The sequence below is a fragment of the Asticcacaulis sp. P4_H10 genome (genome assembly GCF_056400965.1).
Map to the genome: position 1 here is coordinate 115,218 of NZ_JBFUKH010000006.1, position 13,046 is coordinate 128,263.

General features: G+C 61.0%; 13 protein-coding genes and 1 tRNA gene. 5 read left to right on the forward strand and 9 right to left on the reverse strand.

Annotation, left to right across the window (positions count from 1 at the left end; translation table 11 throughout):
* Window positions 1-9: 9 nt before the first annotated feature.
* Both AC1DON_RS12290 and AC1DON_RS12295 read left to right on the forward strand, forming a co-directional pair.
* Complete coding sequence (locus AC1DON_RS12290) at window positions 10-945, forward strand: MlaD family protein (RefSeq protein ID WP_476935090.1); 936 nt, start codon at window positions 10-12, stop codon at window positions 943-945.
* On the forward strand, window positions 945-1,607 hold the full coding sequence (locus AC1DON_RS12295) for an ABC-type transport auxiliary lipoprotein family protein (RefSeq protein WP_476935091.1): 663 nt from the start codon (window positions 945-947) through the stop codon (window positions 1,605-1,607). Before AC1DON_RS12290 ends, AC1DON_RS12295 begins: the two co-directional genes overlap by 1 nt.
* Here the strand turns inward: AC1DON_RS12295 and AC1DON_RS12300 are convergent.
* From AC1DON_RS12300 to AC1DON_RS12325, 6 genes are all read right to left on the reverse strand, one after another.
* On the reverse strand, window positions 1,597-2,238 hold the full coding sequence (locus AC1DON_RS12300; protein WP_476935092.1) for a 3-oxoacid CoA-transferase subunit B: 642 nt from the start codon (window positions 2,236-2,238) through the stop codon (window positions 1,597-1,599). The genes AC1DON_RS12295 and AC1DON_RS12300 overlap by 11 nt on opposite strands.
* A gap of 3 nt (window positions 2,239-2,241) precedes the next feature.
* Entirely contained in the window at window positions 2,242-2,967 is a 726-nt protein-coding gene (locus AC1DON_RS12305; RefSeq protein ID WP_476935093.1) for a CoA transferase subunit A, read from the reverse strand.
* Between the two features lie 183 nt (window positions 2,968-3,150).
* Complete coding sequence (locus tag AC1DON_RS12310) at window positions 3,151-4,374, reverse strand: NAD(P)/FAD-dependent oxidoreductase (protein WP_476935094.1); 1,224 nt, start codon at window positions 4,372-4,374, stop codon at window positions 3,151-3,153.
* 1 nt (window position 4,375) lies between these two features.
* The gene (locus AC1DON_RS12315; protein ID WP_476935095.1) at window positions 4,376-5,311 is read right to left on the reverse strand and encodes a bifunctional 5,10-methylenetetrahydrofolate dehydrogenase/5,10-methenyltetrahydrofolate cyclohydrolase; all 936 of its coding nucleotides are present in this window, start codon (window positions 5,309-5,311) and stop codon (window positions 4,376-4,378) included.
* A 13-nt stretch (window positions 5,312-5,324) separates the two neighbouring features.
* The gene (gene hutG / locus AC1DON_RS12320; protein WP_476935096.1) at window positions 5,325-6,155 is read right to left on the reverse strand and encodes an N-formylglutamate deformylase; all 831 of its coding nucleotides are present in this window, start codon (window positions 6,153-6,155) and stop codon (window positions 5,325-5,327) included.
* Window positions 6,156-6,182: 27 nt separating this feature from the next.
* On the reverse strand, window positions 6,183-7,055 hold the full coding sequence (locus tag AC1DON_RS12325) for a glycoside hydrolase family 16 protein (RefSeq protein ID WP_476935097.1): 873 nt from the start codon (window positions 7,053-7,055) through the stop codon (window positions 6,183-6,185).
* Between the two features lie 78 nt (window positions 7,056-7,133).
* Between AC1DON_RS12325 and AC1DON_RS12330 the strand changes: the two genes are divergently transcribed.
* On the forward strand, window positions 7,134-8,957 hold the full coding sequence (locus AC1DON_RS12330) for a monovalent cation:proton antiporter-2 (CPA2) family protein (protein ID WP_476935098.1): 1,824 nt from the start codon (window positions 7,134-7,136) through the stop codon (window positions 8,955-8,957).
* 88 nt (window positions 8,958-9,045) lie between these two features.
* Here AC1DON_RS12330 and AC1DON_RS12335 read toward each other — a convergent pair whose 3' ends face one another.
* The 3 genes from AC1DON_RS12335 to gph form a co-directional block, all read right to left on the reverse strand.
* A complete protein-coding gene (locus AC1DON_RS12335; RefSeq protein ID WP_476935099.1) occupies window positions 9,046-9,696 on the reverse strand; it encodes a YoaK family protein in 651 nt (216 codons plus the stop codon).
* 382 nt (window positions 9,697-10,078) lie between these two features.
* Window positions 10,079-10,153: transfer RNA gene (locus AC1DON_RS12340), tRNA-Val, on the reverse strand.
* 59 nt (window positions 10,154-10,212) lie between these two features.
* Entirely contained in the window at window positions 10,213-10,887 is a 675-nt protein-coding gene (gene gph / locus AC1DON_RS12345) for a phosphoglycolate phosphatase (protein ID WP_476935100.1), read from the reverse strand.
* A gap of 87 nt (window positions 10,888-10,974) precedes the next feature.
* On the opposite strand from gph, the gene glmU reads away from it, so the two are divergent.
* The gene (gene glmU, locus AC1DON_RS12350) at window positions 10,975-12,348 is read left to right on the forward strand and encodes a bifunctional UDP-N-acetylglucosamine diphosphorylase/glucosamine-1-phosphate N-acetyltransferase GlmU (protein WP_476935101.1); all 1,374 of its coding nucleotides are present in this window, start codon (window positions 10,975-10,977) and stop codon (window positions 12,346-12,348) included.
* Window positions 12,345-13,037 (forward strand): ribose-5-phosphate isomerase RpiA, encoded by a 693-nt coding sequence (rpiA, locus tag AC1DON_RS12355; protein WP_476935102.1) that lies wholly within the window; start codon window positions 12,345-12,347, stop codon window positions 13,035-13,037. Before glmU ends, rpiA begins: the two co-directional genes overlap by 4 nt.
* Window positions 13,038-13,046 lie beyond the last annotated feature (9 nt).

Consider the following 13,046-nt stretch of genomic DNA (forward strand, 5'->3'; position numbering starts at 1 on the left):
GAACGCACTATGGAACGTCAAGCGCATTACGCCGTGGTCGGACTGGTGACCTTCGTCCTGGTCATTGCCCTGGTCGTCTTTACCTTCTGGTTCATCAAGTTCGACTTCAACCGCAACTACGGCGTCTACAACGTCGAATTCAACACCAAGGTCGACGGCCTGACCAAGGGCGCCGAAGTCCACTTCAACGGCATCAAGGTCGGTGAAGTGACCGACCTGCGCCTGGGCCAGGCCAATACCCACCAGGTCATCGCCGAGGTGCGGCTCGATGCCGGCACGCCGGTGCGGACAGACTCGGTTGCGACGCTTGAACCGCAAGGCATTACGGGCCTGTTCTACATGCAGATTTCGCCGGGATCGGCGCGGGCGCCGTTGCTCAAACCCAATCCGGATGGACCGGCGCCAGTCATCCATTCGGAGGAAAACGCCCTGTCGAAGCTCTTGTCAGGCTCGGGCTCGGTGATCGAGAACACCTATGAAAGCCTCAACCGCGTCAATCGGCTGTTGTCGGACCGCAATATCCAGAGCTTCTCGCGCAGCCTGGAGAACCTCGAAAATCTGACGGGGGACCTCAAGGACCGCGAACAGATCATGGACGATGCTCACGAAGCGGTCGTCAGCGCCGGTCAGGCGGCCGACGCCGTCGAACGGCTGGCCAACTCGACTAATACGGTGATCGGTTCCGAAATGCCAAAGACCCTGCGCAAGATCGATGTCGCCGCCGACAATTTCGCCGTCGCCGCCGACAATTTCAGCAAGGCCACGGCTTCGGCCCAGGAACCGCTGGACACGCTGCAGACGACGACCTTGCCCGAGATCCAGGAAACCATGCGTAACCTGAACGAGGCCTCGGATTCGCTCAAGCAACTGGTCGACAACGTCAACAGCGATCCCAAGGGGCTGTTGATCAAGCCCGAATCCAAAGAAAGAAAGGTCGGTCAATAATGCGCGCGACCCTTACAAAAGTGGCCTTGGCGGCTGTTGCCACGCTGATGCTGACAGGCTGTATCAACGTCCTGCCCAAGACCAAGCCGGTCCAGCTCTACCGTTTCGGCTATCATGCCGACAAGGTGGAGAAGCTGACCCTGGCGCCCGCGATCGATGAGCGCGTGGCAATTAACCTGGGCGGGGTGGACTTCCCGCAGGAATCGCAGGGCGACCGCATCCTGACGACCGAGGGCAACGAGGTCAGCTATGCTGGTGGTTCGCGCTGGGCGGCGCCCGTGCGACAACTGTTCCAGGATGCGGTCAAGGAAGGCTTCTCACGGTCGGCGACGACGGTCAGGCTCGATCCGCGCGGCCCGTCGGCGGCGCAGTATCGCCTCGACCTGACCGTCCATCGCTTCGAAAGCGCCTATGGCAAGGGCCGGCCGACCGTGTCGGTCGCGCTAGACGCCCGCCTGACGAGGCTGGCCGATCGTGTCGTCGTTGGGCAGCGCTATGTGACTGCCGATGTCAGCGTGCGCCGCAGCGACATGTCGCTGATGGCGGAGTCCTATGACGAGGCAACGTCGCAGGTCGTGGCCGCGTTGATCGGCTTCACGCAGGAAACCGTCGCCGCCAATCCGGTGCCAGATCGCAAGGTTTCAGTCCCGGCTAAACCCTGACGTCGTAAGCCGCTTCCGTCACGGCCGCTACGTCTTCGAGTGTCACGCCGGGCGCGAGTTCGGTCAGGATCAGGCCGGAACCGTCCGGCTTGACCTCAAATACGCCCAGTGTCGAGATGATCAGATTGACGACGCGTGTGCCGGTCAGCGGCAGGGTGCAGGCTTTCAGCACCTTGGATTCGCCATGCTTGTTGGCATGCTCCATGACGACGACGACGCGCTTGACGCCGGCGACCAGGTCCATGGCGCCGCCCATGCCCTTGACCAGCTTGCCCGGGATCATCCAGTTGGCGATGTCGCCGTTTTCGGCGACTTCCATGGCGCCGAGAATGGTCAGGTCGATATGGCCGCCGCGGATCATGGCGAAGCTGTCCGACGACGAGAAGAAGGCCGTTTCGGGCAGGGCGGTGACCGTCTGCTTACCGGCATTGATCAGGTCGGGATCGACCTCGTCGTCATGGGGGAAGGGGCCCATGCCCAGCATGCCGTTTTCCGACTGGAAGGTGACGGTCATGCCTTCGGGGATATGGTTGGCAACCAGGGTCGGAATGCCGATGCCCAGATTGACGTAGAAGCCGTTCTGCAGCTCTTTCGACGCGCGCTCTGCGAGTTGTTCACGTGACCAAGCCATGTCTTATGCCTCCTTTGAGCGCACGGTACGTTGTTCGATACGTTTTTCGAACGTGCCCTGGACGATGCGGTCGATATAGATGCCCGGCGTATGGATATGGTCGGGATCAAGCGAACCCGTGGGTACTATCTCTTCGACCTCGGCGACGCAGACCTTGCCGGCCGTCGCCATCATCGGGTTGAAGTTGCGGGCCGTCTTGCGGAAGATCAGGTTGCCGCGATCATCGCCCTTCCAGGCCTTGATGATCGACAGGTCCGCGACAAGGCCGGTTTCCAGCACGTAGTCGCGATCGCCAAAGCGCTTGATTTCCTTGCCATCGGCAACAACCGTACCGACGCCGGTTGCAGTATAGAAGCCGGGAATGCCCGCGCCACCGGCACGGATGCGTTCGGCCAGCGTGCCTTGCGGATTGAACTCGAGCTCGAGTTCACCGGCCAGAAACTGCCGCTCGAATTCCTTGTTCTCGCCGACATAGGAGCTGATCATCTTTTTAATCTGGCGCGTGGTCAGAAGCTGGCCGAGACCAAAACCGTCAACGCCGGCATTGTTGGAGATGACGGTCAGGCCGGTGACGCCGGAATCGCGCAGGGCGGCGATCAGGTTTTCCGGAATGCCGCACAGGCCAAAGCCGCCGGACATAACGGTCATACCGTCGAAGGTGAGGCCTTCCAGGGCGGTCTTGATGTCCGGCCAGACCTTGGAAATGGGTTTGAAATCGGTGTCGGGCATATTGGTCTCCAGATGCACGATTTCAGGCACCGCGCGCGATATGCCGAAAAGTGTCTAGCGGTTTTCGGCTGAATATCGCGATAACGCAAAAAACTTAGATCGGGATGATTTTTACCTAAAATCGTCCCGATCTAAGCCGAAACCGATACCCCTGTCACGCGATAATTGCTGCGTTGCAAACGGTTATTGCAGCAGCGGTTTCAGAGGCGCGTCCGGATCAGCGAGGATAGCGGTATCCAGGCCGGTCTTTGCCTTGGAAATCAGCATTTTGGCCCCCATGAAATCGGCCGGACGCGTAACGCATTCGGCGCAGCGCACGCAGCCTTCGCCATCGAGATGGAAGACGCTGAAGGCGCCGGAAGCCGGATCACCGCGCAGGATCGGCGTTGTCCCTGGCATCAGCAAACCGGCGATCTGGAGCTTGTGGTCGTACTGATCGGACCAGAACCACGGCGTCTCGACGACGGGGGGCTTGAAGCCGGTGATGGCGGCTGCGGCCTGCTTGGCCTGTTCCAGCGCATTTGGCACGCTCTCTAGGCGGAAACGGCCGTCGTAAAAAGGCAAGGTGCGCGAGGTCACATCGCCAATGGCGAAGATACTCGGATCGTTTGTGCGCGCCTGTTCGTCAACGACTATGCCGTTGCCGGTGTAGAGACCTGACGCGACTGCAAGATCGTCGGCGGGCAGGGCGCCGATGCCGACCAACAGCAGGTCAAAGGCGTGCTGAGTGCCGTCGGCCAGATGGACGACCTTCTTGTCGCCCTGACCCAGGCTGAGTTCGCTGACGTGAGCGCCGGTGATGAGCTTGACGCCATGGGCGGTGTGGGTTTCGGTGAAGAAATCCGACAGGTGTTGCGAAGCGACGCGCGCCAGGATGCGCGCTTCGCGTTCGAACACCGTGACGTCGCAGCCGAGATAGCGGGCGGAGGCTGCGACTTCGAGGCCGACATAGCCTGCGCCGATCAGGCCGATGCGATGGTCGGGGGCCAGCACTGACTTGAGGCGTTCGGCGTCGTCGAGCGTCCGCAGCAGGTGGTGCGGGACGTGTTCGACGCCCTTGGCCGGAAAGGGACGCGCCTTCGAACCCGAAGCGATGATCAGGTGGTCATACGAAATATGGTCGCCCGACGCGACAGTGACCGTCTTGGCAGCGCGATCGATCGCGTAGCAACGTGTGTTTAAACGCGCGGTAACACGCTGATCGGCATAGAAGTTTTCGCTGCGCAGATAGAGGTCTTCGAGCGAAGCTTCGCCTTTCAGCCATGCCTTGGAGAGCGGCGGGCGCTGATAGGGCAAATAGGGTTCTTCGCCGACGAGCGTAATATCGCCTTCGAAGCCATATTGCCTCAGAAAACCCGCTGCCGCTCCGCCGGCGTGCCCAGCACCGATAATGACCACGCCGGCCATATCAGACGCCTTCCGGCACCGGCAGATGGTTCTGCAAACAGAAGGCCTTGAGCGTATTGTTGAGCAAACAGGCGATGGTCATCGGTCCGACACCTTTCGGCACAGGCGTGATGGCGAGGGCACGACCCTTGGCGGCGTCGAAATCGACATCGCCGACGACCTTGGACTTCGGTCCTTCCGGGGTCTCGACAATGATGCGATTGATGCCGACATCGATCACATAGGCGCCGTCCTTGACCCAGTCGCCCTGGACGAAGTGGGCGCGGCCGACGGCGGCGACGAGAATGTCTGCCGCGCGGCAGACATCGGCCAGGTGCTTGGTCTTTGAATGGGCGATGGTGACGGTGCAGTCCTGGGCCAGCAGCAGTTGCGCCATCGGCTTGCCGACGATGTTCGAGCGGCCGACGATGACGGCATTCTTGCCGGCCAGGGCGTCACCATATTTTGCGGCGGCGTCCTTCAGCAGCATCAGCGAGCCCAGCGGCGTGCAGGGCACGATGCCGTCGAGGCCGACCGCCAGCTTGCCGGCATTGGAGACGTGGAAGCCGTCGACATCCTTCATCGGGTCGATGGCGTCGATGACCTTGAGCGACGACATGTGCTTTGGGAGGGGCAACTGGACCAGAATGCCATTGACCACAGGATCATGGTTCAGTTCGGCAATCAGCGTCAGCAGTTCCGATTCCGACGTCGTGTCGGGCAGGCGGATGGTGCGCGATTCCATGCCGATCGCCTTGGTCTGCTCGCCCTTGTTCTTGACGTAGATCTGACTGGCAGGATCTTCGCCGACAATGACGACGACGAGGCAAGGCGGTGTCGGGTGCGCCGTCTTAAGACTGGCGACGTGGAGAGCCAGGCGTTCGCGTAAAGATGCCGCGTAACCGGCGCCGTCGATGATATGGCCGCGATTGTGGAGAGCGTTGGAAAGGGCGGACATCTGTCCTCCGTTATCAGGTACGAGGCAGAGCTTCGAGCAGGGCTTCGACCAGCGGCCGAAGCGTATGACTCAGAGGGGCTGCGAGACCTGCGTCATACAGGTGCGGCGTGGCCATGTTCAAGTAGGTATCCTGAACAATTTCTATCTGCAGCGTGTGAATGCCGCGCTCCGGCTGACCGTAATGGCGGGTGGTGTAGCCACCTTTGAAGCGGCCATCGACGACGTGGCTGTAGCGGCTTTCGCCTGCGCCCCACCGGCGAACAACTTCGGCCAGAACCGGCGCGGCGGAGCGACCGTCATTCATGCCAAAATTGAGATCGGGCAGGCGGCCTTCGAAAAGGTCGGGTATGGAGGGGCGGATCGAATGGGCATCGATCAGCAGGGCAAAGCCGTGGCGGGCGACGGCCGCGTCCAGGGTTGCGCGCAACTGGTCATGATAAGGCCGCCAGTAGCTGTCGCGACGGCGGCTGACTTCTCCGGCGTCGGGTGTCGTGTCTGCGTAGATCGGGCGACGGTCAAAGTCGCTTAAGGGGCAGAGATCGGTCTCGAACTTGCCGGGATACAGGCTGGCATTGTCCGGCGCGCGGTTCAGGTCGATGACATAGCGCGAATGGGTGGCGAACAGGGTTGATGCGCCGAGATCATGCGCAAAGTCGAACAGGCGATGGACATGATAGTCCGTCTCATGGACCCCCAGGCCTGTGGCGTTGAACTGACCGGCCAGATAGGAGGGGATGTGCGTGCCGACGTGTGGGGCGGACACGACAAGCGGTCCTGTCCCTTCGACAAAGTCGAACAGGTTAATTTCATCCGTGATCTGACGGTGGGCCTGCATGGTTGCCATTGAGACGATTGCCTGTCGGTCTGTCAATCACTGCTTTTGGTAGACGCGGACATAATCGACTTCCATACGGGCGGGGAAGGCCGTGTCGTCGATACCCTCCTGACCGCCCCAGGCACCACCGATCGCCACATTGAGCAGCAGGTATTCGGGACCGTCGTACGGCCAGGTCTTCCAATCGGTATGCTTAGGCTTATCCAGTTGGAAAAAGGGCTTTCCGTCGACCAGCCATGTCATCCCATCCGGACGCCAGTCGAGCTGATAGTTATGGAAATCCGTGCACAGGGTCGGCACGTCGACCTGGCTGCCCTTTGGTGACTTGGTATCGACGCTGTGGCGCGTATGGGCGGCGCCGTAGACGGTCTTTGGCGTAAACCCGACCGATTCCATGATGTCGATTTCGCCGGTGTCAGGCCATTGGCCGGTCCCCAGCATCCAGATTGCCGGCCAATGTCCGCGGCCGCACGGCAGCTTTGCGCGGATATCGAAAAAGCCGTAGGTCCATTCGGCCCTTCCGCGCGTAATCAGCCGCGCCGAAGAATATTTCTGGCCGCCGAAATCGGCGAACCCGGACACGTCGTCGCGCCGTGCTTCGATGATGAGATTGCCGTTCTCGACGCGGCTGTTTTCCGGCCGGGCAAAGGCATAGTACTGCGCCTCGTGGTTCCACCAGCCTTCTTCGTTGCGATCGATGTCGTAGTCCCACTTCGCCGGATCGGGCATGGTTCCGGTATCGAACTCATCGGACCAGACAAGTTTGTAGCCGTCCCTTGGAGCGACTGCCAATGCCTGTCTCGACTTTACGGTATCCGCCTGGGTCACCTGGGATTGGGCGAACCATACCGCGCCGGCCGCGCAAGCCGTTAAAAAAGCAGCGCCTGCGATGATCCAATGCCTTGTCATGTGCGTCACCCTGCTTAGATTGGCGAATCATAGGGCGCAGACGCCGGCTTGCCAAGCCGGGTCATCGGGAATCGGTAGATGGATATCAAGCTTCTCACCATAACCTTCGTCTTCCTGATGGCAGGGTGCCTGATCGTGCCGTTGGCCCAGCGCTTTCGCCTGGGCTCGGTGCTGGGCTACCTGATCGCCGGTATTGCCATCGCGCCTCTGGCCCGCACATTCATCGGGGTCGATGCCGACGGGATCATGCACTTCGCCGAAATCGGCGTGATCATGATGATGTTCCTGATCGGCATGGAGCTTGAACCCGCTGTCCTGTGGCGCCTGAGGAAATCGATCATCGGCCTTGGCGGATTGCAGGTGACCTTGACTTCGGCGGCGCTGATGGCGGCGGGTTTCATGATGGGCCAGACCTGGCAGGCCGCTCTGGCGATCGGCATGGCCCTGTCGCTGTCGTCGACCGCCCTGGTCATGCAGATGCTCAACGAGCGCAACCTGACCCATACCCTTGTCGGTGAGACCTCTTTCTCGGTCCTGTTGTTCCAGGACATCGCCGTCATCGCCATCCTGATCATCATTCCGCTGCTGGCGGTGGGAACGGGCGGCGCCGCACATGTCGAAAGCCACAGCCTGATCGCGCACTGGCCAGTCTGGGCGCGGCCGATCGCAGTCGCCGCTGTCATAGCCGGCGTGATCCTGGCAGGGCACTATTTGTCGCGCTACGTCTTCATGGCGATCGCCAAGGCCAACCTGCGCGAAGTCTTTACCGCCATCTCGCTGGCCATTGTCATCGGCGTGACCATCCTGATGGAGTTGGTCGGCATGTCGCCGGCGCTCGGCGCCTTCATCGCCGGCGTGGTCTTGGCCAGTTCCCAGTATCGCCGCACCATCGAAACCGACATCGAACCGTTCAAAGGCCTGCTGCTGGGCCTGTTCTTCATTTCCGTCGGCATGGGGATGGACTTCAGCGTGCTGATGCGCCATCCGCTGGCTATGATCGGCGCGGTGGTGGGCTTGATGACCATCAAGGGGATCATTCTCTACATTCTCGGCAGCCGGTTTGGCGTGACGGGTGCGCAGGGCATCGGCCTGGCGATCGGCCTGTCGCAGGGCGGCGAGTTCGCCTTCGTCCTGCTGCAACTGATCGGCGGGCTGAACATTATCGATGTCGAGGCGCAGAAGTTCCTGATCCTGCTGGTGGCCCTGTCGATCGGACTTACGCCTGTTCTGGTCGCGCTCTACAGCCGGTTTATTATTCCGCGCTTCGTCAGCCAACTGCCGGAACGCGAGTTCGACGTCATCGACGAAACCAACCCGGTGATCCTTGCGGGGTTCGGCCGATTCGGCCAGGTCGTCGGCCGTTTCCTGTTGTCGCAAGGCGTGGCAGTGACGGTTCTGGAAAAGAATCCTGACCAGGTCGAAACCGTCGGTCGCTTCGGATTCAAGGCCTATTTCGGCGACGCGACGCGCATGGACTTGTTGCACAGCGCAGGCATCAAGGAGGCGCGGATGCTGATCGTGGCGGTAGACGACGCTGACGCGGCAGTTGATATCGTCCGCCAGGCCAAGGAACACTATCCGAAACTGCTGGTCTTTGCCCGGGCGCGTAACCGCCGTCACGCCTATGATCTGCACAAGGCGGGGGTCGACAACTATCACCGCGAATTGCTGGACGCTTCGCTGGCCCTTGCGCGCGACGCCATGGTGGCGCTGGGCAAGGATCCGGCAGTGGTCGAACGCAAGGCGGCCAAGTTCCTGGCGCACGATATTCAGACGCTGAAGACGTCGTTCGAGTTCTTCGAAAGCGAACCCGAGCTGATCAATTTCGCCAAGCTGAGCCGCGAGGAACTGGAACGCATTCTTCGTGAAGACAAACAGGATACGGACGAGGCGACCGCCTGATTGAAGCCTGATGCGCCGCACGATCCCGTTGAACCGGATATAAAAGAAGGGTCTTGAGGGAGTTGCGAAGCCAGGCCTTGAGACTTTGCTATTGGGTTGAGACGCGTTCCCGTCGCCAGAATGTCATGGTCAGGGCCAGACATAGTAAGGTGCCGCCCCAAAGGCTGCGCAGGTCCAGGGCAAGGAACGCGGCAGCGCCAAGACAGGCGCCTGATACAAGCCCCGCCCATAGAAAGAAATAAGGCTGCCACGCCGTGTCCTTCTCGCCGAGCAGACAGCCTGCAAGCCGCTGTCCCAACTTCACCAAAGCGCCGGTCATGTAGGTCACGCCGATGGAGACTTCACCTTCGCGCACGAAAATATTGTTGGCAGCGCCCATGGCGATGGCCATGAGTGGCGCCGCAACGGCGTCGGCTCCGATTTCATAGGCCAGTGCTGCGGCGAACAGGGCGGTTGACATGAAAATGAGCACCGAGGTCGACGGGGTACGGCTGCTGTAATGGCGGATGACGCGGCCCAGCATGACCCCAAGAACGAACAGCGCGATGATCCCCAGTGGAATCAATGCGGTTTTCCATGAGACCCCATGCATCAAATCGACCGCGGAACGCGTTGAATTGCCACTCATAAAGGAAACGAAGTAGCCGCCGAGGCTCAGAAATCCCAGCGCGTCGATATAGCCGGCGAGCAGTGCAAGTCCGACGGCTATTGTCTGAGATGTCCGGTCGTGGGCGTGCATCGACTAAGCATATCTCCCTTGATATGACGACATGGGTGGTTGGCGGCGAGTCATACATGATTGGCATAGGATTTGGCGTTTGCGCAATGGTATGGCGGACGCACACATAGGTCAGCCTGGTCAGAGCTCGAGAATCCTTGAAGCGCGGCGACTGGCGACCAAGTGGGGGCGCAGGCTGCGGGGCGCCAAGAGCCTGCGGCTCCGAGCGCAAAAACACACACTCATTTTCGCAGAAAGACGGTGGACCCAGGCGGACAAAGCTTGAACCGGAGCGAAGCGACTAGCGACCAAGTGGGAGCGCAGGCTGCGTGCCGCCAAGGGCCTTTGGCCCTGAGCGCCAAGCAAGAAAATCATTTTCAGATTTTCGAAGGAAATATGGAAATGGTGGACGCGACAGGGATTGAACCTGTGACCCTTCGCGTGTGAAGCGAATGCTCTCCCGCTGAGCTACGCGTCCGAACCATTGGGGAGGCGCGGTATTAGCCTGAGGTTGGCAGCTACGCAAGAGGGAGATGACTATTTTATCACCGTCTTTATGGCGTCGATCAGGGCATCGTAGTGGTCGATCAGGACGTCGCAGTCGAGTTCCTGGATCGGGCGTTCGCTATAGCCGAAGCTGACGAGGATGGAGGGCACGCCGGCATTGCGCGCGGTCATGAAGTCGGTCTCGGAATCGCCGACCAGAATGGTTTTGCGGATATCGCCGCCGATATCGTCAACGCAGGCCTGAAGGTGGCCGGCGTCGGGCTTCTTGTTGGGCACGCTGTCCGAGCCGCGGTTCGATCCGAAGCGGTCCGACCATCCGAGGCGCTTTATCAGCTCGACCGACAGATAGGTGTGTTTGTTGGTGCAGACAGCCAATTTCGCTCCGGCCGCCGACAGGGCGTCCATGGCTTCCGCCACGCCGTCGAACGGTTTGGAGAAGGCGTCGATGTGGGTTTCGTAGTGCTTGAGCAGGCGGTCGAGCAGCGGCTGTTCCTGTTCGGCCGTCAGCGGATGGCCGGCCAGGGCGAAGCCACGGCGCAGCAGTTCGAGCGCGCCACGGCCGATCAGCGGGCGGGCTTCGTCAAGATGGTACGGCTTGATGCCCTCTTCGCGGAGGACCAGGTTAAGAGCACCAATGATGTCGGGCGCGGTGTCAACCAGCGTGCCATCGAGGTCGAACGCGATGATATAGCCGTTGAGATCCATAATAATCCTAGCTTTAAGAAGTTTGCCGTCGAAATCGCCCTCGCTTTGGGCTAAATCGGCGCGATCCGCAATTGAAGAGTCGCTGATATGGCTGAAAATACCGGTTCCTCGCACGCCCGCCGCGCCGCCGTCATCCTGGCCGCAGGGCAGGGGACGCGGATGAAGTCGCCCTTGCCCAAGGTTCTGCACAGGATCGGTGGCCGCACCATGCTGGACCGGGCGATTGACGCGGCTTTTGAAGTTGGCTGTGAACGCGTCATTGTCGTGGTCGGCAATCATTCGCCGTCAGTTCGCGCAACGGCAGAAAAGCGCGTCGGCGCTGAAAATATCGTCGTCCAGGACCCGCCGCAAGGCACCGGCCATGCGGTGAACTGCGCGCGCGAAGCGCTGAAGGATTTCGACGGCACGGTCATCGTCACCTATGGTGACAGTCCTTTGATGGCGGCAAAAGTTCTTGAGCCGGTACTGGTCCTGGCCGCCGCCGCCGACCTGGCGGTGCTCGGCTTTGTCGCCGAAGACCCCGGCGCCTATGGCCGCCTGGTGCTGGATGGCGATCGTCTCAATGAGATCGTCGAGGCGCGTGAGGCGTCGAAGGAACAGTTCGCCATCAAGGCCTGCAATTCGGGCGTCCTGGCCTGCGACCGCGAACTGCTGTTCTCGCTGCTGTCCGAAGTGAAGAACGAGAATTCCAAGCACGAATATTACCTGACCGATATTGTCGGCCTGGCGCGGGCGCGCAACCTGCAGCCGCGCGTGACCATGGCGATGGAAACCGAGGTTCTGGGCGCCAACAGCCAGGCGGAACTGGCGGTCATCGAGCGCGTCTGGCAGGACGCAGCGCGCAAGGCCTTCATGGAAAACGGCGTACATATGCCGGCGCCGGAAACGGTCTTCTTCAGCTTTGACACCCAGATCGAAGCGGGCGTGACGATCGAGCCCAACGTCGTGTTCGCCGAAGGCGTAACGGTCGCCTCTGGCGCGGTCATCCGGGCGTTCTCGCATTTGGAAGGCGCCAAGGTTGGACCGGGCGCCTTGATCGGTCCCTATGCCCGCCTGCGGCCAGGCGCGGACATCGGCAAGGACGCCCACATCGGCAACTTCGTCGAGGTCAAGAACGTTACGATCGGCGAGGGCGCCAAGGCCAACCACCTGTCTTATCTGGGCGACGGCAGTGTCGGCGCCGGCAGCAATATCGGCGCGGGCACGATCTTCTGTAACTATGACGGCTATTTCAAATACAAGACGACGATCGGTGAGCGCGCCTTTATCGGCTCGAACTCTGCCCTGGTCGCGCCCGTGACGATTGGCGACGGCGCCATGACGGCTTCGGGCTCGGTCATCACGCGCGACGTGCCGGCCGATGCGCTGGCGTTTGGGCGTGCACAACAGACGGACAAGCCGGGCTGGGCCAGGGCTTTCCGTGATGCAAAATCAGCCGAAAAGGCAGCGAGCAAAAAATGACGGCAGGCGAACAAAAAGAAGCGGTGGGCGAAGCCGCCCTCCAGTATGTCAAGGACGGCATGAAGGTCGGCCTGGGCACCGGCTCGACGGCGGCCTTCTTCGTCAAGGCAATCGCGCGCGAGGTCAAGGCTGGGAAAAAACTGACCCTGGTCTCGACCTCGGTGCAGACGACGCAACTGGCGCAGAGCCTGGGGCTGACAATCCATGATATCAACGATGTCGGCACGCTCGATGTCTGCGTCGACGGCGCCGACGAGATCGGGGAAGGCCTGGCCCTGATCAAGGGCGGTGGCGGTGCGCTACTGCGCGAAAAGCTGATCTGGGAGCAGGCGAAGACCTGCGTGGTCATTGCCGACGCCGGCAAGCATGTCGCGACGCTTGGCAAGTTTCCGCTGCCGGTCGAGGTCGAGCCGTTTGCCTATAAGGGCACGGTCAACCGGATTGGCGACGTGCTGCAGGAGTTCGACATCGCCATGATGCCGGTAATGCGCAGGCGCGACGGTCAGCCGTTCCTGACCGATGGCAGCAATCTGATTTTCGATATCACCTGTGGGCGGATCGAAGAGCCGGCGGCGCTGGCGAATGCGTTGAAGTCGCTGACCGGCGTGGTCGATCACGGCTTCTTCCTCGATCTTGCCGAAGTCGCCCTTCTGGGTACCGAAAGCGGCGTGAAGACCATATATCCGTAACAGATTGCG

Excerpts from the sequence above, each read along its gene's own strand:
- AC1DON_RS12290 (WP_476935090.1), top strand. The coding sequence starts at position 10 with ATGGAACGTCAAGCGCATTACGCCGTGGTCGGACTGGTGACCTTCGTC.
- AC1DON_RS12295 (WP_476935091.1), top strand. The coding sequence starts at position 945 with ATGCGCGCGACCCTTACAAAAGTGGCCTTGGCGGCTGTTGCCACGCTG.
- AC1DON_RS12300 (WP_476935092.1), bottom strand. The coding sequence starts at position 2,238 with ATGGCTTGGTCACGTGAACAACTCGCAGAGCGCGCGTCGAAAGAGCTG.
- AC1DON_RS12305 (WP_476935093.1), bottom strand. The coding sequence starts at position 2,967 with ATGCCCGACACCGATTTCAAACCCATTTCCAAGGTCTGGCCGGACATC.
- AC1DON_RS12310 (WP_476935094.1), bottom strand. The coding sequence starts at position 4,374 with ATGGCCGGCGTGGTCATTATCGGTGCTGGGCACGCCGGCGGAGCGGCA.
- AC1DON_RS12315 (WP_476935095.1), bottom strand. The coding sequence starts at position 5,311 with ATGTCCGCCCTTTCCAACGCTCTCCACAATCGCGGCCATATCATCGAC.
- hutG (WP_476935096.1), bottom strand. The coding sequence starts at position 6,155 with ATGGCAACCATGCAGGCCCACCGTCAGATCACGGATGAAATTAACCTG.
- AC1DON_RS12325 (WP_476935097.1), bottom strand. The coding sequence starts at position 7,055 with ATGACAAGGCATTGGATCATCGCAGGCGCTGCTTTTTTAACGGCTTGC.
- AC1DON_RS12330 (WP_476935098.1), top strand. The coding sequence starts at position 7,134 with ATGGATATCAAGCTTCTCACCATAACCTTCGTCTTCCTGATGGCAGGG.
- AC1DON_RS12335 (WP_476935099.1), bottom strand. The coding sequence starts at position 9,696 with ATGCACGCCCACGACCGGACATCTCAGACAATAGCCGTCGGACTTGCA.
- gph (WP_476935100.1), bottom strand. The coding sequence starts at position 10,887 with ATGGATCTCAACGGCTATATCATCGCGTTCGACCTCGATGGCACGCTG.
- glmU (WP_476935101.1), top strand. The coding sequence starts at position 10,975 with ATGGCTGAAAATACCGGTTCCTCGCACGCCCGCCGCGCCGCCGTCATC.
- rpiA (WP_476935102.1), top strand. The coding sequence starts at position 12,345 with ATGACGGCAGGCGAACAAAAAGAAGCGGTGGGCGAAGCCGCCCTCCAG.